This is a genomic window from Mogibacterium kristiansenii (assembly GCF_029224645.1).
In the GTDB taxonomy this organism is placed as follows: Bacteria; Bacillota; Clostridia; order Peptostreptococcales; family Anaerovoracaceae; genus Mogibacterium_A; species Mogibacterium_A kristiansenii.
Genome location: NZ_JAQXUZ010000004.1, coordinates 1 through 26,302, shown reverse-complemented (window position 1 = coordinate 26,302; position 26,302 = coordinate 1). Strand labels below are relative to the sequence as shown.

Here is a 26,302-nt window from a genome sequence, read left to right as displayed (position 1 = left end):
CTACTTCTCTCCAAATTTTTCTATAATCAGCTGTGCGATGTATTCCGCATCCGCTTTCAATTCTTCCGTATTTTCCCCTTCCAGCATTACGCGAATCAGTGGTTCTGTTCCGGATGGGCGAATCAGAACTCGGCCAACGCCTTCCAGTTTCTTTTCTACTTCCGCAATCCGTGCCTGTACGTCCGAATCGTCCATGGCTTCTTTCTTGTACTCCGGATTGACTTTTGCATTTACCAGTGCCTGCGGATAGATGACAATTTCCTCTCCCATCTCGCTGACTTTCTTTCCGGAAGCCTGAATGGCTTTGATGAACTGCAGAGAGGATAGCACGCCGTCACCAGTGGTAGTGTAATCCAGGAAAATCATATGTCCCGACTGTTCTCCTCCCAGAACGGATCCGGTCTTCAGCATGGATTCCAGCACGTATCGGTCGCCCACTCCGGTCACGTCAACGGAAATGCCCTGTTTTTCCATGTATTTGTGAACCCCCAGGTTGCTCATTACCGTAGCCGTAATCTTGTTATCGTATAACTTACCCTGCGACTTCAGCATCTTTCCGCAGATGCAAAGAACGTGGTCGCCGTTCAACACCTGACCCTTATCATCCACAACAATCAAACGATCGGCGTCACCGTCGTAGGCAAATCCCACATCGGCACCCACTTCTACCACCTTCTTCTGAAGGTTTTCCGGATGGGTGGAACCGCAATGCTCGTTGATATTGATTCCGTCCGGTGTATTGGAAAGCACGGTCACATCCGCACCCAGCGCCTTGTACACCGCCGGTGCAATCTGATAGGACGCGCCGTTTGCGGTGTCCAGTACAATTTTCATTCCATCCAGACGCGTATCGATGGTATTCAGCAAATCTTGCTTATATAAGCTAAAAGCATCTTCCACCGGTCTGCAGCGGCCCACGTGCTCGCCCACGTATTCCGGATGCTGGAATTCCTTGGCCAGGATGATGTCTTCGATTTTTTCTTCGATTCGATCGTCCAGCTTGAAACCCTTTCCGTTGAAAATCTTAATTCCGTTGTATTCAAAGGAATTATGCGATGCGGAGATTACCACTCCGGCATCTGCCTCGTAGTGCCGCACCAGGCGTGCCACTGCCGGGGTCGGCAGGACGCCCAGCTTGATTACGTCTCCGCCAACGGACATGATGCCCGCCGCCAATGCGTTTTCCAACAATTCACCGGAAATTCGAGTGTCCCTGCCAATCAGAAACACCGGACGATGATTTCCATTTCCCAGTACATAAGAAGCGGCTCTGCCGATTTCATATGCCAAAGTTGCGGTTAGTTCTTTGTTCGCCACTCCGCGAACGCCATCTGTTCCAAATAATCTACCCATTTAATCAGTCCTTCTTGCTTAGATATATATTAATATTTTCACTTTCTAATTCCACTTTATGTAATTTCTTTGTGGAATTCACGGTTCCTTTCAAAGAGTGAGGCCCGCTTCGGAGCCCACTTGCATCTACGCTGACATCGAAATCCTTAGCGGTCAGACTTTCCAACATGCTGCCGGTGTCCGTCACCTCTACCGTAATGGTTTTATTCTCAAAAGTCGGCTTATATTTGCTGTTAAGATTTTTCACCGTAACGTCTTTGGTTGATATTTCGATTTCCTTCGTCCGGTATTCCGTCACGTTTACGGTAATTCCAAGATTCAGAGAACTGTTGGCAACAAACACGCCATCCGGCAACTTATAATTTAACGCAAGTCGTCCGGATTCCGTCATCTTCTCCAAATCTGCCGGTTCCGCGGAAATGGATTCCACCTTTTCAAGGACTTCCTTCTTCCCTTTAATTTCTATTTTTTTCGGAGCACTATAGGTGCGCAGGTACTCGTCGTTCACCGGATTATTTACCTCGATATTCAGCGGAACGCTTTTCGTTGAACCCTTGAACACCGCCACCGACGCCTTGGCCGGATTTACTTTTACATGAGTGATTTCGTCCCCGCTGCGATTCACCGGAATGACGGAAACACTATAGGTGTGTGTCTTTCCCGTAAGCTTCTGCTCTTCCACCGGAATACGTACATATTCCACTTCTTTTACCTTGCTCTTGGCACCGGTTACAGAGAAATAGTCGCTGCTCTGTTCCTCTACAATCGGTTCTGTGCCGGAAGTGCTTTCCGTTCGGTACTCCACTCGTCCCGGCACCGACCGTGTATCCATAGCCTCCGTGTTGACCGTAACCGTTTCGTCGCTCTTGGATACGATGCTGACCTTAGGCGGAGTCTGAACGTGAAGCGAAAGGGTATTTTCTCCTTTACCGGCATCGGACAAATCCGCCCGCACCTTAATATCGCTGTCATCCATCTTGTTCAATTCACTTCGATGACCTTCCACTTCAATCTCGACGGACTTCTTGTCGGCGGACTTCAATGCAATTCCCTTCGCCTCCAAATCCTTCTCATTGGAATAGGTAATGGAAACGTTTCGGAAGGTTCGCGTCGTGGTGGGATCCACATTGTACATTACATAGAGCCATCCACAGAAAGCGATAATCAATGAAAGGATGATGTTAATTTTCCGATTATTCTCCATCCCGCGTTTCCTCCTTCCGACGATGCTTCAGCGTCCGAGTCATCCGCTCCCGGAAAGTCTCCTCCTGCGGCATATATACCCCCAGGAGTATTTTCTCTACCGATTTCAAATCCATGAATCGACGGAAGTTTCCGTTTTCCGCTACAGAAATCACGCCGGTCTCCTCCGATACAACAATTACCAGCGCATCGGACACCTCCGACACGCCCAGGCCCGCTCGATGCCGCGTGCCCAGGTTTCGGCCGATATTCTTTTTTTCCGTAAGAGGGAGAACGCAGCTGGCGGCATGAATCCGATCTCCGCGAATGATTACGGCACCGTCATGCAGCGGCGATCCTTCGTAAAACAAATTTCCCAGAAGGCGCACAGAAATCCGAGCATCCACAATAGTCCCGGTTTCAATAATATCATTCAGCATGGTTTCCCGTTCAAAAACAATCAGTGCCCCGGTCCGGGTAGCCGAAAAATCATCCACTGCTGCCACAATTTCCTTTACCACTTCAATAGCATTTTCCTTGTCCAGGCTTCGGAACTGACCGGAAACGATGTTCCGACGTCCCAGTTGCTCCAGTCCTCGACGCAGTTCCGGCTGGAAAAGGACAATCAAGGCGAAGAATCCCATGGTCACGAAATTACGAAGCAGCCAATTCAGCAGATACAGTTTCAGAAAATCGGACAGAAAGAAAACGATACCCAAAACTACCAGTCCACGAACCAATTGCTGTGCACGGGTTTCTTGGATAAATCCCAGAATCTTATAGACCAGATATGCCACAATAACGATATCCAGCACATCAATTAACCGAAATCCTACAAATACATTCTGAAAAAATTCTACCATTCTGTCCCTCGAATAATTATATACACAAAAATTCATTTAATTATAACGTGTCATGACTTTTTTTTCAAGTTCACCGCGCCAATATTCGTTCTTCTGTCACAAATACAGCACATTTTTTCACATCTTTTTTATTGTCCTTTCGGCACCGCATTAAAACAGTAAACCTGAAATTTAAATTCACTTTTTCTGCTATTCGATTGCGTCGATACCGGGGAGATGAAAAAAACCTGCATCCGGAAAGCATTGTCAAGCGATTGCTGCCCGGTGCAGGTCAATTTCTGCCTTATTCTTCTAATTGATTCTTTCTCTTCCCTTTGCGCAGAACCACAACCAGCAGTCCCAGACCGATGATTGTCACCGCAATTCCGGCCCTCAGCCCCGGATAGCGATATCGAAGAGTAATCTCATGCTTTCCCGCCGGCACTTTGATGCCGGTAAAGCCCAGATTCGTCCGGTTGATTTTATCCGCCTTCTCCCCATCCACGTATGCGGTCCATCCCGCATTGTCGATGATGGAGAAGTACATAATTCGATCCGAATCGTTATTCACCATTCCGCGAACGGTTTTGTCATCGAAAGAAACATCCTTTAAGCTGTTTTCGTCCAGTACAGATGCGTCTTGGTCGTAGCTCTCCATCGGGATTCCGTACACTTTGATGGCGTCATATTTATAGAATCCCGCCTTATCGAAATGGATGCGGATATCCCCGCTAAAAGAGTCGTAATATCCCAGGTTGATATTGTAATCGCTGATATCGTTGAGGCCGGTGTTTCCGTACTTGTAACACTCTCCGGTTTTGCTTCGGTCTCCCTTCATAGCTGTAATGATGAAACTGGTGCCTCCGGTGTAATCGTTCCGGTACAGATATTCCTTCAGCCGATTGTATCCCTGATCCGCCACCGTCTCATCCTTCAAATGAATATGCTGATCCCAGGTAATCGGTTCTCGGTCCAGCCCCTGGAAGGACACCACAATCTGCATGTTCTTCCAGGTCTTCGGAACGTGAATGTTGAAGTAATTGTCCTCTTCACTGTCGTCCCCCTTCTGAACCGTCATTTCCCCCTTCTTTACGCCCTTCAGCTTCACGTTATATGGGGATGTGACGGAACATTCCAGCGACTGCACATCTGTATGCAGTTCCGAAATTTTCGCGTGCTTCAGTCCGGAAACCTTTGTCGCTTCTCTGTCCGGCACCACTGCCGCCTGAAGCATCACCTGCTCCCGCTCAAGAGGTGCGAATTTCTTCAGCTCCGATTCCGTAATATACTGCGAGTAACCGGTTCCGATACCCATGCAGTGCTTGTTTCGGTACACCTCCACCCCATCGATGGTCTTCTGATACTCGAATCCGTACGGCACGTAACCCGGCTTTTCCGCCTCTTTGTAGTTCTTGTCCCGAAGGAAATACTTTACGCCCAACAGGTAGTCCATTCCCGGACGGTTGTCGTTGGAAAGGCTGACAATCCGCCGGTTATACCCTGCGTTATTTCCCAGCATTTTGTTGAAATACAACCAGTCGCTGCTGATGGAGGAGAAATACTCATAGATAGATCTTCCGCCAAACACGATATTCACATTGGATTTCTCAAAACCGTCATCCAACTGATCTGTGCGATAAAAAGAAGTATCTTCCGCCTGAATGTCCGGCACCACCCGCTGAACGTATTGGTCATACAATTCCGGCATTGCGCCTTTATCAATATACGTCTTAATCCGCTGGGATCCGCCTTCACCGGCTCCCGTCATCATAATCCAGGAATTGAGTCCCACATTTACCACCAGTATTGCGGTAATTACGGCAGTCATCCCTCGATACACCTTTGCTTTGCGCTGCCCCGACTTCGGAACCCGCAGTTCCCGAACGGCCAGTGCAGCAAGCAGCGGGAACATCATGCACAGGGAAAGCAAGGATTCCCAGGCGATATTGTGCTTCAGCATCTTCAGGTAGAAAATGCAAAGCAGCACCACCCAGACGCAAAGGAAGAACCACCAGCCCAGCAGCACCATCATTCGCTTTCGGCTGCCCAGCACTTCATGATCCAGGCACTCCATGGCCGCCCACACCAGGAAAAAGGTCAGGACGAAATACCATCTGCCCACGGAATAGCTGAATCCGTTCAGGATTTTTCCCGTCACCGGGAACAATCCGATAATCAGGCAGAAAATCGCAAAGATTCCGGCAGTGCTCTTCTTCTTTCGAACGGTCCAAATAATCATCGGCATCAGTGCCGTCACCAGCAATCCGGCAAAAACCGCGCTGTACGCCTCATGCACCTCGTTCAGCGAGACCAGCGCCGTCGGCATGGCGAAATATGTTTTTAGGGAATAGAACACTCCCTGGTTCGCGTCGTAATCGGAATTGATTACCGCCGATGTGGTGGTGTAAATGATGGATTCCACGAAAATTGCGGAAATCATCAGTCCGATCAGCCCATCTCCGATAAAACCACCAAAGTGCCCGGCAAAGGACTTCCACGCCGGCTGATCCGGCGGCAGGGTGGTACGAAGGGCTCCGTTCTTTCCGTAGAAGTGGAAATATCTCACGATAAAGTACAGAATTACGAAAATTCCGGCGATATATGCCCACAGAACGGTGGAGGCCAGAAACAGCACTTCCGCCACGATGAACACTAGCGGCGATTTCCCCTTCAGAATCCGTTCCGCCCCCATAATGAGAATCGGGAACAGCATCATGGAGTTATTAAAGGTTCCCTGGGTCAGAGTAGCGATAATCGCCCATCCGGAGAAGGCGTAGGCAAATGCGCCCAGAACGTTCTGTTCGGTGGTTAGCTTTACTTCCCGACCGAAAATCAGGAATGCCACGCCGGCCAGATACTGCCGAAGAATCGTGACGAAATCGTAGGCCATATCTAAATATTTCTGAGGAAACGCCAGCAGCAGGTATGTCAGCGGATTGGTCAGTTTTCCTTTGAAGGTATCAAAGAAGCTTGCGCCCAGTCCCACGTCCCAGGACCAGCCTTCGCCGCCTTGCGCCAGAACACGCTTTAATTTGGTGTAGGAGGGATAATGCTGCATCAATCCGTCGACGTTTCCTTTTCCCTTCAGGAGGGTTTTCTGATACACGAAGAATGCCGCAAAGACCAGAAGTGCGGTCACGACAAACAGACCGGTGTACACCAGCCACTGTTTCTTCCAGTTCCACTCTCTGCTCAGTTCCGGTTCTGCATAATGCCGGGACGTCCCTCTCATTTCACTCTCCTTACTTCACCGAAAATCTACCGATTTCCGTACATCTTCTCGTAGTATTCCATATAGTCGCCGGAAATGATATTCTTCCACCAGCTTTCGTTGTTCAAATACCAGTCGATGGTCTGACAAATTCCGTCGTCGAACTTCGTCTCCGGCATCCAGCCCAGTTCGCCGTGAATCTTGGACGGATCGATGGCATAACGAAGATCGTGACCCTTTCGGTCTCCCACAAAGGTAATCAGGCTTTCTGGTTTGCCCAGCTGCTTCAGAATTGTTTTTACCACATCCAGATTGGAGCGCTCGTTGTGTCCGCCGATGTTGTAGACCTCGCCCACCTTTCCGTTCTCCAGAATCATGTCGATGGCCCGGCAGTGATCTTCCACGTAGAGCCAGTCCCGCACGTTCTCACCGGTACCGTATACCGGCAGCGGTTTGTCGGCCAGCGCATTGGCAATCATCAGCGGAATCAGCTTCTCCGGAAACTGATACGGTCCGTAATTATTGGAACATCTGGAAATCGTCACCGGAAGGCCGTAGGTTCTGTGATACGCCATGGTCAGCAGATCCGCAGATGCTTTGGAAGCGGAATACGGGCTGGACGCCTGCAGCGGCAGGTCTTCCGTAAAGAACAGGTCCGGCCGGTCCAGCGGCAGATCTCCGTAGACTTCATCGGTTCCCACCTGGTGGAAACGCCGGATGCCGAACTCCCGGCACGCATCCATCAGCACCTGAGTGCCCAGAATGTTGGTGCGAAGGAAAACGCCCGGATCCTCAATGGAACGGTCCACGTGGGATTCCGCTGCGAAATTCACCACTACGTCCGGATGATGCTCTTCAAATACCTTGCGAACCCCTTCTCGATCCGTGATATCGCAGCGCACAAAAGTAAAATGATCCTCTTCCATCACCGGCGCCAGGGTCTCCAGGTTTCCGGCATAGGTCAGGGAATCCAGCGCGATAATATCGTACTCCGGATGGGTCTTTCTCATATGAAAAACAAAATTACTTCCGATAAATCCGGCCGCACCGGTTACTAGAATTTTCATCGTTCAATCTCCTTTTCTTCTTCAATCCCGATTAGAGCAGGGAAAGAATGTACTGTCCATACTGGGTCATCTTCAAGGACTCACCCACCTCGCGAAGCTGCGCATCGTCAATGAAACCCTTTCTCCAAGCGATTTCCTCCAGGCAAGCGATGTAGAATCCCTGTCTGGCCTGAATGGTGGATACGTATTCCGATGCGTTCAGCATGCCCTCCGGCGTACCGGTATCCAGCCATGCCATACCTCTGCCCATCAGCTCCACCTTCAGCGTGCCTCTCCGCAGGTATTCGTTGTTCACTGCCGTAATTTCAATCTCTCCGCGAGCCGACGGTTTCACGTTCTTGGCAATTTCAATGACATCGTTATCGTAGAAATACAATCCCGGCACCGCGAAATTGGACTTCGGCTGCTTCGGTTTCTCCTCGATGGAAACCACGTTTTTTTCCGAATCGAATTCCACCACGCCGAACGCCGTCGGATCCTTTACCGGATATCCGAACACCGTCGCTCCCGTCTCATGGGAAATGGCTCTCTTGAGGATTCCGCTCAGGTCCTGACCGTAGAAGATGTTGTCGCCCAGAACCAGGCAAACATTGTCGTCGCCGATAAATTCTTCACCCAGAATAAATGCGTCCGCCAGCCCTCTCGGCTGATCCTGCACCTTGTATTCGAAATGGACGCCCAGGCTGCTTCCGTCGCCCAGCAGCTCTTTATAACCGTCGATGGCCTCCGGCGAAGATATAATCAAGATGTCCCGGATGCCCGCCAGAAGCAGCACCGAAATCGGGTAATACACCAGCGGCTTATCGTAGATCGGCAGCAGCTGCTTCGATACCGCCTTTGTCATCGGATAGAGTCTCGTTCCCTTTCCCCCGGCTAAAACAATTCCCTTCATACAATTCTCCTACTTTCTTTTCTGATTCTAATAAACAGAATCATTCCTAATATAATGGTTAATATCGTCATAATTGTGGTGTACAGCACCGTCGCACCCAACATGCCGTAGTTTCGCACAAATACTCCCGACAGGGTAAAAGCAGCCAGCGCCGCGGCTCCGTAGCTGTAGATCAGCGTCCGGTGCATCCGCACAATGGTGATGACCGTATTGAAGAATACGGAGTAGGCCAGCATTCCGCCGCCCAGCATCACGATGATCAGCTCCTTCCGATGTCCGGCCAGGTTCATTCCGAAGATCCAGCTCAGCACCGGTATTCCGATGGTGGCCGCCACCGCCAGTCCCAGCACCGTAAGTCCCAACACCAGAACCATCTGCTTCCGGATAGCTTTCTTGAACCGCTGGATTTCCCCTTTCGCCCAAATCTCCGCATAGGATGTGAGAATCGGATTAAAGATGAAATGCACCACCAGCTGTACTACGAAGGCCGGCATAAAAATGATGTTATACATGGCCTGGATTTCTTCCGTGAGATAGGCATCGATGGCATACTTCGGCGCGTTGCTCAGATACATGTTCAGGAACAGGCTGAGAAACAGCGGAAAGCCTTCCTCCATCATCATCCACATCCGCCGCATGTTAAACTCCGGCCGCAGGGCACAGAAATCCGTCGCCACATTCATGGAGGTGAAACCGGCCACTACGACGGATACAATCACGCACATCAGAATGGCGCTCACCAGATTCCGAGTCACCAAATACGTTGCGGAAAAGGATATCATCTCCATCAGATACCGGAAGGAGGATGACTTCGTCGCTACATCCAGTCTTCCCATCTGCTGCATCCGTCCGTGAACCACATCCGTAAAGGCCTGAACGCACTTCAGCGCATTTACCAGAAGGATGACGATGAACTTCTGAAAGTCATATCCCAGACATACGGTGCCATACAGGCAATATCCCAGCGCCGCCAGCATCATCACCACACAGGTGATAATCCGAATTCCGTAGTACTCCGCGAAGGAATACTTTTCCCGGATGTCCGAGGACTGGAACTTCCGGAATCCGTACTGTCCCACATACAGCATCAGGGCCGCCACCGCATAGGCGATGCTGAACACGCCCGCATCGTAGACGCCCTGGCTCCGGGTCAACACCAATGTCATTACCGGGGATTCCCCGGCACTGAGCATGGCGTTAATCATATTCCACAGATAGCTGCTCCGCTCGATATTGTCGGATTTCTCCAGACGATTTCGAATTCTTTTAAGCATATGTCACCTATTTATGGTAAAAACCGTGAACCGCATCGATGACCTTCTGCTGATCGCTTTCCGACAGATTGTAGTACATCGGCAGTCTCAGCAGGCGTTCACTTTCTTTTGTGGTATATCGATCCTCTCCGTGGAACCGTCCGAACCGCAGGCCCGCCGGTGCGGAGTGAAGCGGCACGTAATGGAATACCGCTGCGATGTCCCGCTCCTTGAGGTAGGAAATCAGGGCTTTCCGCTCTTCCATATCCTTTGTCTTGATGTAGAACATGTGGGCATTGTGGGTGCATTCTTCCGGAATGTACGGAAGCTCGATGACACCCTCCTGCGCCAGATCCTGTAGGCCTTCGTTGTAGCGCGTCCAGCTCTGAAGGCGATTCTCGTTAATCTCATCCGCCATTTCCAGCTGTGCCATCAAATACGCCGCATTGATATCGCTTGGCAAGAAGGAAGACCCGATGTTCACCCAGGTGTATTTATCCACCTGACCTCGGAAGAACCGGCTCCGGTCCGTTCCCTTCTCCCGAATGATTTCCGCATCTTCAATCTGCTCCGGCCGGTTGATCAGGATGGCACCGCCTTCGCCCATGCTATAGTTCTTCGTCTCGTGGAAACTGAAACAGCCGTAATCGCCGATGCTGCCCAGCGCCCGGCCCTTGTAGAACGCGTTCACGCCCTGCGCCGCATCCTCCACAACCACCAGGTTGTGTCTCTTTGCAATATCCATGATGGTGTCCATTTCACAGCCCACGCCGGCATAGTGCACCGGGACGATGGCTCTGGTTTTGTCCGTGATGGCATCTTCAATCAGCTTCTCATCGATGTTCATGGTATCCGGACGGATGTCCACAAAAACCAGCTTTGCCCCGCGCAGCACAAACGCGTTCGCGGTGGACACAAAGGTGTAGGACGGAAGAATCACTTCATCCCCCGGCTGAATATCGCTGAGCAATGCCGCCATCTCCAAAGCCTGTGTGCCGGAGGTGGTCAGAAGGGCCTTTGCCGTTCCGGTATGCTCCTCAATCCAGGCGTTGCAGCGCTTGGTGAATTCCCCATCTCCACAGATCTTATGGCTGTCGATAGCCGCCTTCATGTATTCGGTTTCTTTTCCCACATAAGGTGGAACATTGAATCGTATCATAGTTACTCCCTTTCATATTCTAGATCCCATAAAAAAAATACGAACTTCTTTCAGACTGTCCCGAGCGGCCCGGAAGGTTACTGTTTCCCCAGGTCTTCGAAATTCACGGACGAGTCCGAATCTTTAGTATAAATTTCTCTCACCACGAACTGCGGATTGTTGCCCATTCCCAGGAACATTCGTCCGATGTATTCCCCAATCAGTCCCAAAGAAAACAGAATCAATCCGGAGAAAAAGAAGATGGCTGCCATCAGGGATGCCCAGCCCATCATCATGGCCGGATTCATGATTTTCCGCACAATCACCACGATGGTGCCAATCAGTCCCAGCATGGAAAAGACCATTCCCAGGCAGGTGGCCATGCGCAGTGGAACGACAGAATATCCTACAATATTGGACCAAAGCTTGATTAGCTTCTTAAAAGTATATCCGGACTGCCCGTACGCTCGGTCGAAATGCTCCACCGGAATGCAGGAGATGTTGCGGGTGGTGCGGAGCACCAGCCCCTGCAGATGGGTGTACGGCTCTTTGTACTGGATGATGTAATCCCGAACGAATTTTCTCATCACAAAGAAGCTGGATGTCTTCATCCCCTTCGGTTTCCCAATCAGGATTCGAATCGATTCGAAGTGAACCCAGCTTCCGAAGTTCCGAAAACGACTGTGCTTCTTTTCCGGATAGTATCCATAGACCACATCATAGCCTTTTTCAATTTCCTCAAAGAGTTTCGGCAATTGGGACGGACGGGTCTGCAGATCGTCATCCATGGAGATGATGTAATCTCCTTTGGCGTAATTCATTCCCGCAATAGACGCGTTGTGCTGACCGGAATTCTTCGCCAGCTCGATGGCCTTTACGCAGGAATACTCATTGGCCAATGCCTTCAGCTCCTGAAGGGTTGCCCCTTCGTCCGGTGAATGATCGTCCACCAGAATGAATTCGTAGGGTTTCCGATCGATTCGTTCCATTTCCTGTATGGTGCTCTCCACCACTTCTCGGATGGTGTGAGACGAGCAATAACAGGGAATGACAAATGAATAAGACATACATGTTCCTCTTTTCGTTGTTAATACTTACATATTCTAATATTTTTATGCGGCAGAATCAAGTGATTACACCCGAAAGGAGGAATCCGGCGCTTTCGCATCGGATTCCTCCTCGTATCAGCAATTCGATATTCTCTCCACCGCACTCGTGGCTGTTCTAGTTCATCGGAACCTTATCATAGTTAATCCGAATCAGCACGGTGATGTTCTTGTTGGCATACTTCTTCGTTCTCGGTCCCAGGTTCTTGCTGCTCACATCCGAACCGCCGGCGGTGTACCACAGCATGTTTCCGTTGGAATCCTTTCCGGCGTAGACGCAGGTGTGCGTCTTCCATCCGACGATGTCCCCCGGTTCCAGTCCGGCACTTCCCGGATGACCCAAGTTATACTTCACGGTGAAATACTCCGAGTTCTTGATGTAGGAAGCACCCTTTCCGTGAAGGGTATCAGAAATGTAGAACGTAGTTCCGTGAGGCAGAAGGCCCATTCTCTGAAGGCCCCATGAAATATAAGCCGCACAGTTCACGTGATGATTTCCGTTTACTGCGGATTCATATGAAGATGCCGGATGATACCAGCTGTAGGTAATTCCGTGGGCGAAAATCTGACCTTCCAAAGTCTCCAGAGTATCCAGCCACTTCTCGGTTCCCTGGGTCTTGGTCCGTTCCGCCTTTCCGGATTTGATAACCGCCTTGCTCTCATCCTCCACGGTCAGCTTTGCTTGCATAGCCGCCACATTCAAGGACGTGGAAATCTCCGCTGCCGCATCATAATCCTCCGTCTTGCGATCCGCATTGACCGGCTTCATCAGTGCTCCGACCAATACCAAATCCAACACCAGCATGATACCAATGAAGCCTATTAACTTATGTTTCGTTTTCAGAATTCGCTTCATGAATCCTCCCCGGTATTCGTTATCTTCTGCGTTTAAATATATCGCTTAAGTATACCACATTCGAAACAATTTGTGTATCGGAGAATCGTATCGAATTATTGTTTTTTGTTTTTTAAGCCGCTATCTATTTGGTCTTTACCTTCTTCGCTGCGGACCAGCCGGAATACAGCTTGATGGTTTTTTTGCCGCTCTTTACGGTCTTGTAAGTACGAACCTTAACGTAATAGGTTTTCTTCTTGCTCAGCTTCTTTACGGTCTTCTTCACGGTTCCGTTCTTGGAAACGGTGGTGGTCTTCACCTTCTTGGCAAATTTCTTGCTGGTAGAATATGCCAGCTGGTATCCGCTGGTCTGCGTCTTCTGCTTCTTCCAGGTTGCCTTGAAGCTCTTCTTTCCGGCTTTCACGGATTTCAGCTTCGTTCCCTGCGGTACTACGTTATAGGTTCTGGTATAGGTTCCCTTGTACTCACCCTTAAAGGTTACCGTCACTGCGTACTTGCCCACGTTCTTGCAGCCGGAGCTGTACTTCACGGTGTAGTCAGAAGCCGGAATCTTGTTTCCCTGATCGTCCTTTGCCACAACGCCCGGCTTGTGTGCCTTCTTGTTGTAAGTGTAAGATGTCTTGGTCAGTGCGACGGACTTCACCTTTTTCTCTACGGCCGGCGTATTCCCGCCCGGGTTTTCGCCCGGGTTCGGCTCTACGGTTTCAGACTTCTTCGCAATCTGAATATGCTGTCCTTTCTCTTTCTTTGTGGTGTAATATCCGTCTTCCGGATTGGAAACCGTTTCTACACCGACTTCCCAGTATGCGGCGTCTTTATACTTCTCGTCTTCTACCGACGGGAACGCTGCATCGAAGGTCCTTTCCGTTTCCGTTCCGGCTGCGACAGCTTCCTTTTCGCTGCACTGGGCAAGGATTCTGCCCTTTTCGTCATAGAGGTTCATCACATAATAGAATTTGTCCGGCAGATTGGTTCCCTTTACGCGGATGGCTGCGGTACCACCGGTTCTTGCCACTTCCGCACCGCCGCCGGTTACCTCCGTAACGGTAACTTCCGGTTTCTCACTGCTTGCGCTCTTGAGGGTCAGCTGTACCGTTTCGCCGGCGTAAGGCTTTCCGTTCACCGATGCGATATACGGCTTTGGATTAGATAAATTAGCATCTTTAATGTCCACTTTGAAAGGTTCCCCTTCAACGCAGTAACCACTTTCTCCCACTGGTTTTATCAGATATTCACCAAAGCCTCCGTCTAAAAGCATATCCGTATCATTGATTATACTAAATTTAGAGATTTCTCCATTTGCATCGGTTTTATCGAAGTCATAGATTTCACCGTCTTTTTCAAACACCAATTCCATATCCGCCAATGGATTGCCGGACGAATCCACAACCTTTATATTCAGTTGATCCGGATAAGTAGCTGCGTCTGCCTTCATCGGTGCCATGGTGAACACCATTCCGAGAATCATTACCGCCGTCAGAATTCCGGCGGAAAGCTTCGCCTGTAACTGTTTCATTTTCCCTTTTCTCCTTTTCTTTGTGCCTTTCATAAGCGTAAATATAAGTTAGTGTTATCCTGTTCCGAGGGCCCCTTCCAATTGATTATCGCCGAAAATTAACACCCGCGTTATTGCTATTTTCTATACAATTTCTTGGCGAAATTGTACAGCCCGTTCTGCCACACGGTAGTTTCGTGGCCGCCCGCCGTGTCGTAGAAATCGTGGGAAATGTTCTGCGCCTTCATATATCGGTCCAGTTCATAGGAAACATTTCTGCAGACCTTGTCGGAACGTCCCACCATCACCATCAACACATCAAAGGGCCGATTCTTGTTCTTCGGCAGATTTAAATCTCGCAGGGGTGCTTTGAGTCCGGTGCCATTCGCCGCTTCCACGGAAACGGAAGGGGAAAAGCTGCCCACCGAGCCGAACTGCTTCGGATATTTGTACGCCAACGCCAGCGCATTTCGTCCCCCCAGAGAATTGCCGGCCACCGCCGTACTCTTCCGACCTTTTTTTACCGAAAAATGACGTTCGATATAGGGCTTCAGATATTTCACCACCTCTTCCGGCGTGGTGTCAAAAGGCTCCAGGCTTTCCGTAAAGGACAGCCCTTCCACGCTTTCCGCCGCATTTACGTTGCTGTTGGGACACACCACAATCATTTCCGGAACGTCCTCAAAGTAATACAGGTTCTGCAGGATGATATTCGCTTTTTTGTTCGCCCAGGTCCGGTGGCTTCCGCCCCAGCCATGGAGCAGGTACAGCACCGGATAGGTTTTCGCCGCATCGTAGTCCGCCGGGAGGAAGACCATTGCGTGTCGGCAGGTGTGGGTGATCCCGGAATCGTACTGAATCAGCTTCGGCTTCGGATACGAATAGCCGGGCTGTTTGCGGATAAAATAAGGATCCGGTGTTTCCTCCACGATTCCGTCCCGGTTCGCTTTTTCGTGAAGCGCCTCCACTTCCGCTGCCACCGCCTTCTTCGTCTCTCCCCGCTGAATCCTCTTCGTCACAATGCCGGACTTCAGGACCGCAATCCCGGTTATCAAAAGAATCAGCAGGAACGCGGCCCGGCGCCTGCGCTTTTTCGTTGTTTTTCTCACAGTGGTTTTTCTCACAGTTCTTCTCCCATACAATTTCAATCCGGAAGCATTTCACTTCCGGGAAGCAAACTCCAAATAAAAAACATATACCCAACACCCCGGAGGCATCAAAAGTTTCGTTTATACTATATACTATTGCATACGTGAAATTTTTCAATTTCGTTCACACGAAAAAAGAAAAGTATAAGGAGAAAAAATATGACTCAGAACAACATGCCGCCGGCAGGCACAACCCCTGCTCAGCGACCGGTCTTGGAAAGAATTAAAAAGCTGTCCAACGCGCAGCTGAAATACATCGCATTTATTTCCATGTTCATCGACCATTTCAACAAGAGCATGATCTACCCGAATCTGGACAGCGGAAAGCTGCTGTACCTCAGCAACATCTTCGACATCCTGGGACGCATTGCCTTTCCGCTGTTTGCTTTTATGCTGGTGGAAGGATTCTACCGCACCCACAGTCGCTGGCACTACCTGGGAAACCTCCTGCTGTTTGGCGTCATTTCCGAGGTTCCGTTCGACCTCTTCACCACAAAGGAACTCATGAACTGGCGCTGGAACAACGTGATGTTCACCCTGGCCTTCATGCTGGTGACCATTTGGATTGTGGATGTCATCCGCGAGAAAATCGGCGACGAGAAGAAATGGCTGTGGTTCCTCATTTCCATTCCGGTGGTCGCCATCATGTGCCTCCTGGCCATGTTCTGCAGCCTGGACTACGATTACAACGGCATCCTGATGGCCTACTTTTTTTACCTATTCCGGAACCATCCGTTCCCGCGAATTCTCTTTGGATACCTCTCCGTGGTAAAAGAACCTTGGGCACTGCTGGGTCTCGGTCTCACCCTGACCTACAACGGCGAGCGGGGAAAGCAGTCCAAATTGCTGAACTACCTGTTCTATCCGGTGCACCTGCTCATTCTGGGACTGCTCCGGTTCTACTTCAACATCTAGATTCTCACCGATTTCGCGCCTTCATCAAATTTCTTGAACACGATGCTTCCGATAAATCCGGCAATTCCGCCACCGACTGCCGCGATGGCCAGCGCCATTACCACCTTGCCCGGTGCATTAAAGGCAAATGGGGCCAGCATTCCCGGAATCGGGGAGGCGGTGCCCGGTGCGTTGTTCACAATGCCCAGCATCGCGGCGCCCACTCCGGCAATTCCGCCGCCGAAGAAGTTGGAACCGTAGATTGGAATCGGATGGGTGGTGACGATATCCGCCTGAGTCAGCGGCTCCAGCATGACCGCAATCACGTTTCCGTTATTTCCAAAGTGAAGTCTTTTGAAAATCGTTCCGTTGGTAAAGGATCCGCCGAAGCAAGCCACGGCGGCAATTCCCATCGGAAGTCCGGTCAGTCCCAACATAGCGGTAAGGGCCATGGAACTCAGTGGGGAGGTGCAAATCATCTTGATAATTCCGCCCAGAAGGAATCCCATGATGATCGGGGATGTGAGGGTCGCCTCCGTAATTGTTTTTCCGATAATCGAAAGCACCATCGTCACCCCCGGATTCACGAATGCCGCAATGGCTCTTGCCACCGAAGCAACAGCCAGAGCGCCCACAATGACGTCCAGCCCTTCCGGAAGTTTTTTCTCGATGACCGGTCCGATTAGGCCCACCACGTAGCCGGCAATAAAGCCCGGGAGAATTCCGTATCCGCCCACGGCAACTCCGGCACACATGGACAGTACCGGACTGGCACCCATACCCATGGGCACCAAGGCCGCTGCCGCTACGCCGCCCATTCCGCCGGCAATGGAGCCCACATCTTTAAAAAACGAAATACCGAAAAGATCGCCGGCAATATAACTCATAATTGCTTCCACCAAGAAGGTTGCCACTGCCGCGTTTGCCATGCCGGACATCGCGGCCTGCCCCTTGGGCATTTTCAAACTAAACAGGGAAAAAGCCGCTAATGTAATCAAAAGCAGTGCAATTCCAGAAATAATCGTAACCATTCATTTCCTCCAAAACCTTACCAACACTCTACTTCACGGAAATATTTTCAAGTTCCTCTGCCAAAGCCTGCGCTCTTTCCGTCAGTTCTGACGGTGCCTTGCTTGCCGAAAGCTTGTTATACAGAGCCCTTGCGGTTTCCGCCGCATCTGACATGCTTTCATCTACCTCGCCGGCGCTCGCATTCACCTTATAGGCTTTTCCGTCCACAACCTCCACACCGCTTCGAGGCATCCGCGTGATTCGAATTCCGTATCTCAAGATAACCCGATAAATGGCCAATATAATTGCCGTTCTCACAAACGCAATCAACAGCAATGCGAATATCGTGGAGGCGTTCCCCATCTCGCTGCCGATTCGAATGTACAGCTCCGCCAGGTTGGCCGCAAAATCCGGAACAAACAGGACGATGAACAGGGTCCAGCTCCGCCCTTCCGAATATACGTAGTTGTACAGAAGGTAAATTACTACGCCGAACACAATGTAGAATACAAACTCCGGCATTCCCGTTTTCCAGATTTCCGCAGAGGTGAGCACCTTGCCCGCACCGGCGATGGAACGGGTCACCATCACGCCGGTGGCCGACAGAAACATCACCGGCATTGCGGCAAACTCATCTAAGAGCAGCATCAGCAATGCAAACACGATAACACCCGCTGACGCAACAAAGTTCCGGGTGAACAGATGCACATTAATCTGTGCCGTCAGCACTACCAGAACCGAATAGAACAGCGTATAGATAAATTGATTTTTCTTGTTGGATGGATCTCCATTCATGATACTCCATTCCCTCCTTCGAAAATTGTTGGCACAAACAATAAACTTTCATCGTTCTTTATATTCTAGCACAATTGCATTGAAAAGTATACACGACTATCCATCAAATTTCGTTATAGCTCATATTCGGAATCCGTTTCTCCATAAAAACACCGGCAACTCGGAAGCTGCCGGCAAACCAATTCAGTTTTTGTTTTGATATAGGCCTATGCTAAAAGCAGAGGAGTAATTCAGTCAAATTATTTCGTCAGAACTTTCTTATGGTATCCACGTTTTCCACAATGGGGACAGGTCATTTTTCGGCTCAGTCCCATATGAGGAGCCAAAAACACCTCTTTCATGGACGGCACGTATTTCCATCCGCAGTTCGGGCATTGATAGTATCCGGCATCGTGCTCAATTCGAAGGCAGTATACCATCCCTGTCGCTAAGATGATGCTTCCCATCAGAATCATTCCCACTCGCCACTTTACGTCATCCACCGCAAAGGATGCCGAGAAAATCAACAGCATAAAGGAAACGGTGCTCGTGTATCCGATGACCTTTTCCAACGAAAGCAGCTTCTTGTTGTTCAGCATTTCCTTTTTTGTCAGCTCCAACAGGTTCTGTTCCGCTGTGTTTCTGTAATCTTCCATCTCGATGTGCTCTCCGGTCAGCAATTCATTAACACTGATTCCCAGCAATTCGCACAGGTCTGGCATTATCGAAAGGTCCGGCATGTTCTTTCCCCGTTCCCACTTTGACACGGCTCGGTCGGTAATCCCCAGCTGCTCAGCTAAGGCCGCCTGAGTGAACGATTTCTCCTTTCGGCATTCTGCAATAAACTTTCCGATTTTATCTTGATCCATGAGAGCAACCTCCTTTCCGCTCTTAATCTACCGCAAGCTGAAATCCATTCACACATACCTGCGGTTGATATTTGAGATTTTCAGCGATTACTGCTCAAACCAGGCAACAGCGCGAATCGGTGAACCGTCGCAGTTCTCCACCTTTAGCGGAAAGCAGCTGAACCAAAACAAATCCGTTCCGCACAGATTCAGGTTCTTGAGGTTCTCAATATTTACAATATCCTTCTCTTCAAAAAGTCGATGATGGCGAATCAATTTTTCATCCGAGATGGGATCCAACCCGATTACGTCAAATCCTATTCCCTTGTAATTTCCGGACAGGATATATTCCATTACCTCCTCATCAATGCACGGATACTCCCCAAAGTAGCCTGCAGTCCCCCATCGACAGTCCCAGCCCAGATTGAACAGCAGAAAATCCGCCTGCTCGGCTTTCTCTCCGGCTCGGCGAATGCAATCCATGGTAATGGCCTGACCTTCTTTCAGTTCTCTGCAGTCGATGACCAGCGCCTTCCCGATGAACTGATCCACCGGAAATTCATCCAGCGTGGTTCTCCCCGAAAAAATATGTGCCGGAGGATCCATATGCGTCCCCGTGTGGGTGTACATCTGCATCAGTGTTTCTTTGAACCCGTCGCTCTCGTACGAGCTGGTTGGACTTAACTTCGGCGGCTCCGTCCCGGGGTATACCGGCATGTTTTCACGAATCGTATGCGTTAAGTCGATTACTTTCATCTTCTGTCCCTCCGCGTTTTTCTTTTTCGGGCATCTTACAGGCACATCTTGAAAATATTTATAACGTCATTTTTATCCAGCGGCACAAAAGCATTCCCAAGATTGCCCAACCGAACTGCCTTCGCTGCCATCACTTCGAAATTGCTGTCATCGATTTCGATTTCCGACAGGCGGCTCTTCAGACCTAAGGTCCGGAACAGGAATTCTTCCACAAGGGCAATGCTCTTCTTGGCAACTTCCATTGGCTCGAGGGATGCATCCAGACCGAATACACTGCAACCGAATTGGTAGTATTTGGATACAGTGGTTTCATTCAGGCAATACTCCAACCACTTCGGCGTCAGAATCGCCAGTCCCAATCCGTGGGTGATGTCGTAAATGGCTGACAGCTCGTGTTCCATCGGGTGACAGCTCCAAGACTGACGTTTTCCGCCCTCCACAAAACCATTAATCGCCCAGGACGAAACCCACATCAGATTCGCTCTTGCCTCGTAATTATCCGGCTGCGCCATGGCAACGGGAGCGTACTTGATAATCGTCTTCATCAAACCTTCCATCACGGTGTCCAGCATGTAGAGGTCCTTGTTCATATCAAAATAAACTTCGATCACATGACTGAGCATGTCCGCCGCACCGCAAGCCGTCTGGTAAGGGCTGACGGTATAGGTAACCGTTGGATCCAGGAATGAAACCTTCGGCTGCATCGAGGGAGATCCCTGACAGATTTTATCCTTTGTCTCCGAATTACTGATTACCCCAACGGAATCCATTTCGGACCCGGTAGCGGCAAGCGTCAGGACGTCGAGAATCGGGAGGCACCGGGTAATCTCTGCTTTTTCTTCCAGAATATCCCATGCATCCCCATCATAGAAAGTCGCTGCGCCGATGAACTTTGTGCAGTCGATGACGGAGCCGCCGCCCACCGCCAGAAGCACCTCGATGCCTTCTTTTTTGCAAAGCTTCGCACCGGCCCTCACCGAAGAGACTTTCGGATTCGGTTCGATGCCGGACAACTCAAAAAGCTCCAATCCCGCTTTTTTTATTTCCGCCACTACCTTGTCGTAGAGTCCGGATTTTTTAATCGAACCGCCTCCATAGGTGAGCAGTACCTTTTTCCCGTACTTGCTCAGTTCTTCCCCCAGATGACCCAGCTGATTCTCGCCAAAGTACACCTTTGTCGGAATATCGTAGATAAAACTGTTCATACTGTTTTCCTCCTGTTCTCTTTTCATAAAAACAATATATCGCTGTAAAGGTATAAATTCAAGTATCAGACAGTATATGAAATCTTTTTAATATGCACTCAATAGTTGACATAAAGTTGGTTGCAGGTTATTGACGGATGTAGTAATCTGTTGATACAGACGACGAAGGAGGTTTACGATGAACACGAATCTAGGGAACCGAATTAAGAATCTTAGAAATGAGCGTCACCTCAGCCAAGAATACGTTGCTGAGCAAATCGGTGTGAGCAGACAATCTGTATCGAAGTGGGAAAGCGGCATATCAAGACCCAGCACCGGTAATCTAATATGTTTGGCAGAACTTTTCGATGTTTCTTTGGATGCGTTTACGCAAGAAGCACCAGATAATAGCGGCAACGTGAAGAAACGCAAAGATATTTCTAAAACACTAAAAATCATCGTCTGCACAATATTTGGAATTTGTATCTTGCATTTTATTATTTGGGCAATCTTCTACGGAATGTACTCACTTAAAGGCGATGTTTTTGCCGAAAATATATCTGCGTTCCTAACCGTTTTTTCCGTAATCGGTGCTGCATGCTATGCGTTCCTGCCTACGGCAGGGGTATTGATGTCAGCCGGAATAGCAATCGTGGGAGCGATAGACAAGTCAAAGGAAACCGTCTTAGCGGGAATTATTCTAATATGTGCAATGCTGTTGCTCCGACTCCTGCCGCTTATGTATATGCACATGCAAATAGTGTATTAAACGCACGGTTAAAAGCACTCATCCGTCGTTCCGGTCAATTCCGCCCACCTTGCGGACAGGAATCGGGCATAGAGAACCGGTTCCAATCCATAGCTCCCGATTGAGCAGGTATTGTTCACTTCCACCAGAATGGTTTCACCATCTTTGGTCACGCCAAAATCCAGTGCATATGCCTTCGGTGCCCCCTCGAAATCCTTCACACAGGATTCCACGACATCCGCATCGCACGCAACATCCCACCGGCCGCCGTATCTTCGTACGTCGATAATCTCTCCGTACAGAACGAACACCCGGAATTCAGCAATAATTTCTTTTACCTCGCTGCAGTATACCGGATAGTCCTCATAGTAACTTCCGCATCCGATCAAATCCGCCGGCTCTCGAATAATTCGGCCTTTGAATTTTTTGTTGTGAATCGGTTTCATAAAAACAGGCCACATATCCGGGTTGGAGTTTACCGTATTTGCCGTACTCTTCCACAGGCGACGTTTGAGGTATTTGCGCAAAACCTCCGGATAATCCATATCCTCAATTTCTCTGTTAAAATCTCTTAAACGAGCAGCAACGGTACCGATGTATCCCACCACCACATCGTCCATTTTGCTTTCTGCCAATTCCTCAAAGGTTTCAAAAAATACTGTTTCAAAACCCATTTCCCGGAATCCAATGTACGCATTAAAGTGGTCCTGATCCGTTGGGGTTCCGTTTTTTGCTTGTATGAATACTCTCATTTACTTCTTCGTCCTTCTTTGATACTCTCACATTCTTTTGCTTCACACCAACAACACGCATTTTTTGCGCGTTGTTATCTTTATCGACTTCCCCCTCAGAAAAAACATTATTTACATGTTTTCTAATGGTTTTCCTCTTTAATATACTGGAAATTGTTACACTTAAATAAGCGGAATTTCACCATCATAGTTTTCTGCTTTTTCCAATAGCGGTCCTTTATCTCCCATCGTAAACGCAATGTCGCTACTGCGGATAGAGAGCAGCTCCATTCCAGGTCTCACCTTCAAAAAATCCATCATTTTCTTCGTAAGAAGAATTTGCCCCTCCTGTGAAATCTCTACCCAGCAGTAGGAACGCCCCTTGTATTTGATGAATTCGCCAGAACCTGCTGAGTAGTCAAGCAACGGTGGAGTATCGTCCAAAATATGACCAAGTTTTGACGGATGCAAAAGGCCTTTCCGGGTGACGCAGAAACCACCGGTAATCTTACTTCCGGTAAAAAGATATACTTTTCCTTCATCTGTAATGTGATATTCTTCCATTGCCTGCGGTGGAATCCGCAATGTTCCATCCGTCCGAATGAGTGATTTCCCGAAAATAAATTTTCCTCCCTTATTCATTTGTGGCATAAAAACACCTCCTGAAATTCCGATTTGTCAATTTCTATATTCCCTTAACTTTAATGTTTCAGGACATAAAAGTCAATCAAACTTGTGTGAATAAAATATGACGATTCAAGTTCATTCCGTTTCCGTTTGAACCCAAAATACGACAATAGCGGTTCTGCATTGCAACAGAACCGCTCGGCCATATCACTTATTTCTTCTTGAACAACGCTGCTTTTACTACGCCCTTCGGATCTTTCACCAACAGAATAACCAGCCAGATGATGAGCCCAAGAGCTGCAACCGACAGACCCAGATAAAAATCGTTCAACATATCCACAGGAGCAGGAGTAAAGTACTCCGCACCAAGTTCTGCATACTCAAAAATGGCATCCACCAGCCACATCAGAGATGCCCCCCAGTACATCCAGCAAAGAGTACCAACTTTCATTTCACTTTGGGGAGCGCCCTTATACCAGACGACCGTAGCAATTATTGCTGCAAAAACCGTTGTCAGTAATGTCATACTCTACATTCCCTCCTTTACGAGCTTGCAATCCCTTATCGCTCTTTTTTCCATAAAAGAAGAAACAGCAAGCATACCGCACCATACAGCTGTAACCAGTACCGCCATCATAACGCCTGCGCTACCCATTTCTGCCAGCATATCCGCGGTTTCGCCATTTTCAACTGCCGTTAGGAACGGGAAAAACGGTACCACTTCGCCGTGCCACAGGTGTTCAAACGCCAGCAACGCAGAACCGCCCCAGAGCAGTTTGTTCAGCCAGCCAAGCTTCGTGGAAAACTTAATTCTCGTTGCTTCCTGAACAGAGCCGTCCGGAAGAGTGAGCTTTACCGATTTTTCTTTTTCCTTGGACTGGATCACCTTTGCAGCAACAGTAGTGATAATAGCTTCCGTAGCCGGAACAAGAAAACATGCCATAATTATACCTCCTAATTTTCACAGATGTTTCTACGCCAAACAAAAAAGAAGGCGTACCGCCCCTCTTCAGAGGAACCGTATACCTTCTTGTGTATACATCATCGTCATCTGTTATTCGTTTTGAATGTTTTATCATCGGACGCTTCTGCATCACTACTCAACTTCCTGTATGAGTGTATAGTAATTTTACCACCGTATAATAAGAAGCGCAAGAATCTGCGGTTAGAATATTGTTATATTTCCTTCAGAACTTCTTCTATTAAATTTCCGACAGACAGGTGTGAAACCCCGACAATGGTATTATCGCAATGATTCACAGGAATCAACAGCCGTTTTGCTCTGCTTTGCCCAACAGCTACCGCCATCGTTGGAGTCACTTCGCCAAACATTGCATCGGCAATAACAATACCAATCGGTCCAATAATTACGTCGGCGGTCCGGCATCCAACAACAACTGCATTTTCTCCGGTCGCCGCATGATTGGCGCCGGCTTTCAGCATCGCCGTTGTGGCCGTACTGTTTGTTCCAACTGCCGTAATTTCTATATGCGGCTGTTTGTGCTTAATCGCGGCGACTACTTGTTTTCCGATTCCGCCGCCCTGAGCATCTATTACTAATACTTTCATGCAATATGTCCTCCAAACTGTCGATGGCTTGCTATTTCATTTCCGCAATTTAAACATTTCACTATCGTTCACCTTCTTTTTTCAGGTAGGGAGATTTTATCTCCCCACCATCATAAATCTCTTTCGTTTAGAAAAGTTGTCCCAGTTGCGTAAGTTTCTCTTTGTATGGAAAACCCTTATCAAATTCGTCAGCTTTTGCTTCATCTACAAAATATCCTGCAGGTGTTTCATACTCTCCGGTTATGCCATCTAAATAACCCGGAATCAACTCCTTGCATCAGCCTTGATTACCGCTTTCATGAAAATGTTCTGTCCAATCAGCTTTCCATTAAGCTCCATCACATAATCCAGTTCTGCAGTCCGGATTATTTCGCAACTGATTCAGAACAAAATACTCCAGACAACCGGGGCGGTACACATTCCAAAATGATTCTCTTACTAGGTTTTCTACTTCTCGGTATTCTTCTTTATTCCTGCGGGAGGTTGTGTGTGACTGTATCCGCAACCTCCCGGTTACGCTACAATCTCCATTGTGTTGTACTTGATCAAAAAGCACTCTCCTTAAAATTAATACTTATATTTAAGCCTCAATGTGTTCAGAAATTTATCAAAACTAATTTATCACATTTACAATGTGAAGTCCATGCTCAACGGTCATAGTGAAACTTGAACAGTGCAGCGATTAGTTGCTGCTTCACATAGCCGTCAATCTCGGTCATGGAAATTCCCCCTCTCTGAATAATAGTGCGGGGCAAAGCAACGTTCATTTTACTGTTGACTGGCTCAGCCGGCTTTGTGCTATTGCCTTGTAGTAAACACAAATAGAAATGATTGCTGTAATCGCTTCCGTGATCCAAAACGCATTCCAGACGCCAACCGCTCCGAAAATCCTGCTGAGTAAAAACGCAGTTGGGATGATAACCACAACATACCGGCAAAGTGAAATCAGTAATGAAGGCGTGCCTTTTCCAAGTCCCTCCAGTGCGCCGGAAGATGTAACGGAAACCGCCGAGACGATAAAACCGGCACCGATGATACGCAGGGCTGTTTCCCCGGTCTGGATTGTCGCTTCTGAGTGGGTAAACAGCCCAATAAGCTGGCCGGGGATTAGCAGACATATCACTGTCCCAATCACCATAATGATACCGCTCATGCACAAGACGATTTTATAGATCTGGCTGACTCTTTTGTTCTCCCCCGCACCGTAGTTATAGCCGATTAATGGGCGCATCCCCTGAACAATGCCATTGGCCGGAAGATAGATGAATGTCTGCAATTTGTAGTAGATTCCCAAAATCAGAATGTACACTTCGGAATATGCCGCCAAAATAGCATTGAGCGCCGAAATCAAAAGAGATGAGAGCGCAAGCGTCAAGGCCTGCCCGATGCCGGTTGCCAGTGCGGCGCCTTCGATTCCCATTTCAGGGAATGGACCATAGCCAAAAATCAAAACGGGGTCTAAGACAATGTTTGTTATACACCCACACATCAAGCTGATCATGGTTGTTTTCATGTTTCCTACAGCTTGGAATAGTTTCTCGAATGTAACACCAACAATGATAATCAATGTAAAAGCGAACGCAATAACAGAATAGCGGACGCCAAGTTCAATCACTG

Annotated in this window: 25 protein-coding genes; 2 read left to right on the top strand and 23 right to left on the bottom strand. The window is 48.8% G+C overall.

The annotated features are described in order from the left end of the window. The 12 genes from glmM to PUE40_RS01395 all read right to left on the bottom strand — a co-directional run bounded on the left by glmM (window position 1) and on the right by PUE40_RS01395 (window position 15,519). The gene (glmM, locus tag PUE40_RS01450; protein WP_154553378.1) at window positions 1-1,353 is read right to left on the bottom strand and encodes a phosphoglucosamine mutase; all 1,353 of its coding nucleotides are present in this window, start codon (window positions 1,351-1,353) and stop codon (window positions 1-3) included. A gap of 4 nt (window positions 1,354-1,357) precedes the next feature. Further along, window positions 1,358-2,557: a CdaR family protein gene (locus PUE40_RS01445; RefSeq protein WP_154553377.1), complete on the bottom strand. Its 1,200-nt coding sequence runs from the start codon at window positions 2,555-2,557 to the stop codon at window positions 1,358-1,360. Continuing rightward, the gene (gene cdaA, locus PUE40_RS01440; protein WP_277671680.1) at window positions 2,547-3,398 is read right to left on the bottom strand and encodes a diadenylate cyclase CdaA; all 852 of its coding nucleotides are present in this window, start codon (window positions 3,396-3,398) and stop codon (window positions 2,547-2,549) included. The genes PUE40_RS01445 and cdaA overlap by 11 nt, the downstream gene beginning before the upstream one ends. A gap of 283 nt (window positions 3,399-3,681) precedes the next feature. Beyond that, window positions 3,682-6,609 carry a YfhO family protein gene (locus tag PUE40_RS01435; RefSeq protein WP_277671679.1) on the bottom strand — a complete coding sequence of 976 codons (2,928 nt, stop codon included), beginning with the start codon at window positions 6,607-6,609 and terminating at the stop codon, window positions 3,682-3,684. 26 nt (window positions 6,610-6,635) lie between these two features. Further along, window positions 6,636-7,655, bottom strand: a complete 1,020-nt coding sequence (rfbB, locus tag PUE40_RS01430; protein ID WP_277671678.1) for a dTDP-glucose 4,6-dehydratase — start codon at window positions 7,653-7,655, stop codon at window positions 6,636-6,638. Between the two features lie 31 nt (window positions 7,656-7,686). Further along, entirely contained in the window at window positions 7,687-8,547 is an 861-nt protein-coding gene (gene rfbA, locus PUE40_RS01425; RefSeq protein WP_277671677.1) for a glucose-1-phosphate thymidylyltransferase RfbA, read from the bottom strand. Next, window positions 8,544-9,821 carry a lipopolysaccharide biosynthesis protein gene (locus PUE40_RS01420; protein ID WP_277671676.1) on the bottom strand — a complete coding sequence of 426 codons (1,278 nt, stop codon included), beginning with the start codon at window positions 9,819-9,821 and terminating at the stop codon, window positions 8,544-8,546. The genes rfbA and PUE40_RS01420 overlap by 4 nt, the downstream gene beginning before the upstream one ends. A gap of 7 nt (window positions 9,822-9,828) precedes the next feature. Continuing rightward, window positions 9,829-10,959 carry a dTDP-4-amino-4,6-dideoxygalactose transaminase gene (gene rffA, locus PUE40_RS01415; protein WP_154553371.1) on the bottom strand — a complete coding sequence of 377 codons (1,131 nt, stop codon included), beginning with the start codon at window positions 10,957-10,959 and terminating at the stop codon, window positions 9,829-9,831. A gap of 77 nt (window positions 10,960-11,036) precedes the next feature. Next, window positions 11,037-12,005, bottom strand: coding sequence for a glycosyltransferase family 2 protein (locus PUE40_RS01410; RefSeq protein ID WP_154553370.1), 969 nt, complete (start codon window positions 12,003-12,005; stop codon window positions 11,037-11,039). 157 nt (window positions 12,006-12,162) lie between these two features. Beyond that, on the bottom strand, window positions 12,163-12,900 hold the full coding sequence (locus PUE40_RS01405; RefSeq protein WP_277671675.1) for a hypothetical protein: 738 nt from the start codon (window positions 12,898-12,900) through the stop codon (window positions 12,163-12,165). 124 nt (window positions 12,901-13,024) lie between these two features. Then, window positions 13,025-14,416, bottom strand: a complete 1,392-nt coding sequence (locus PUE40_RS01400) for a bacterial Ig-like domain-containing protein (protein ID WP_277671674.1) — start codon at window positions 14,414-14,416, stop codon at window positions 13,025-13,027. 116 nt (window positions 14,417-14,532) lie between these two features. Continuing rightward, window positions 14,533-15,519, bottom strand: coding sequence for an alpha/beta hydrolase (locus PUE40_RS01395; RefSeq protein WP_277671673.1), 987 nt, complete (start codon window positions 15,517-15,519; stop codon window positions 14,533-14,535). 183 nt (window positions 15,520-15,702) lie between these two features. On the opposite strand from PUE40_RS01395, the gene PUE40_RS01390 reads away from it, so the two are divergent. Then, window positions 15,703-16,458, top strand: coding sequence for a TraX family protein (locus PUE40_RS01390; protein ID WP_277671672.1), 756 nt, complete (start codon window positions 15,703-15,705; stop codon window positions 16,456-16,458). Here PUE40_RS01390 and PUE40_RS01385 read toward each other — a convergent pair. The 5 genes from PUE40_RS01385 to PUE40_RS01365 all read right to left on the bottom strand — a co-directional run bounded on the left by PUE40_RS01385 (window position 16,455) and on the right by PUE40_RS01365 (window position 21,031). Further along, on the bottom strand, window positions 16,455-17,468 hold the full coding sequence (locus PUE40_RS01385) for a PTS sugar transporter subunit IIC (protein WP_154553365.1): 1,014 nt from the start codon (window positions 17,466-17,468) through the stop codon (window positions 16,455-16,457). The genes PUE40_RS01390 and PUE40_RS01385 overlap by 4 nt on opposite strands. A 28-nt stretch (window positions 17,469-17,496) precedes the next feature. Then, complete coding sequence (locus PUE40_RS01380; RefSeq protein WP_277671671.1) at window positions 17,497-18,243, bottom strand: hypothetical protein; 747 nt, start codon at window positions 18,241-18,243, stop codon at window positions 17,497-17,499. Window positions 18,244-18,482: 239 nt separating this feature from the next. After that, entirely contained in the window at window positions 18,483-19,091 is a 609-nt protein-coding gene (locus tag PUE40_RS01375; RefSeq protein ID WP_277671670.1) for a helix-turn-helix domain-containing protein, read from the bottom strand. An 87-nt stretch (window positions 19,092-19,178) separates the two neighbouring features. After that, window positions 19,179-19,826 (bottom strand): cyclase family protein, encoded by a 648-nt coding sequence (locus PUE40_RS01370; protein WP_277671669.1) that lies wholly within the window; start codon window positions 19,824-19,826, stop codon window positions 19,179-19,181. A gap of 35 nt (window positions 19,827-19,861) precedes the next feature. Then, entirely contained in the window at window positions 19,862-21,031 is a 1,170-nt protein-coding gene (locus PUE40_RS01365; protein ID WP_277671668.1) for an iron-containing alcohol dehydrogenase, read from the bottom strand. A gap of 178 nt (window positions 21,032-21,209) precedes the next feature. On the opposite strand from PUE40_RS01365, the gene PUE40_RS01360 reads away from it, so the two are divergent. After that, a complete protein-coding gene (locus PUE40_RS01360) occupies window positions 21,210-21,779 on the top strand; it encodes a helix-turn-helix domain-containing protein (protein WP_277671667.1) in 570 nt (189 codons plus the stop codon). A gap of 8 nt (window positions 21,780-21,787) precedes the next feature. On the opposite strand, the gene PUE40_RS01355 is transcribed toward PUE40_RS01360, so the two are convergent. The 6 genes from PUE40_RS01355 to PUE40_RS01325 all read right to left on the bottom strand — a co-directional run. Continuing rightward, window positions 21,788-22,510, bottom strand: a complete 723-nt coding sequence (locus tag PUE40_RS01355; RefSeq protein ID WP_277671666.1) for an ATP-grasp domain-containing protein — start codon at window positions 22,508-22,510, stop codon at window positions 21,788-21,790. A 162-nt stretch (window positions 22,511-22,672) separates the two neighbouring features. Continuing rightward, complete coding sequence (locus PUE40_RS01350; protein ID WP_277671665.1) at window positions 22,673-23,140, bottom strand: hypothetical protein; 468 nt, start codon at window positions 23,138-23,140, stop codon at window positions 22,673-22,675. A gap of 187 nt (window positions 23,141-23,327) precedes the next feature. Then, window positions 23,328-23,642 carry a hypothetical protein gene (locus tag PUE40_RS01345; protein ID WP_277671664.1) on the bottom strand — a complete coding sequence of 105 codons (315 nt, stop codon included), beginning with the start codon at window positions 23,640-23,642 and terminating at the stop codon, window positions 23,328-23,330. A 3-nt stretch (window positions 23,643-23,645) separates the two neighbouring features. Continuing rightward, window positions 23,646-24,059: a hypothetical protein gene (locus PUE40_RS01340; RefSeq protein WP_277671663.1), complete on the bottom strand. Its 414-nt coding sequence runs from the start codon at window positions 24,057-24,059 to the stop codon at window positions 23,646-23,648. Between the two features lie 233 nt (window positions 24,060-24,292). Further along, window positions 24,293-24,685 (bottom strand): DUF3842 family protein, encoded by a 393-nt coding sequence (locus PUE40_RS01335; protein WP_277671662.1) that lies wholly within the window; start codon window positions 24,683-24,685, stop codon window positions 24,293-24,295. A gap of 763 nt (window positions 24,686-25,448) precedes the next feature. Further along, window positions 25,449-26,302 (bottom strand): MATE family efflux transporter (locus tag PUE40_RS01325; RefSeq protein WP_277671661.1); only part of this gene is annotated, 854 nt, incomplete at its 5' end.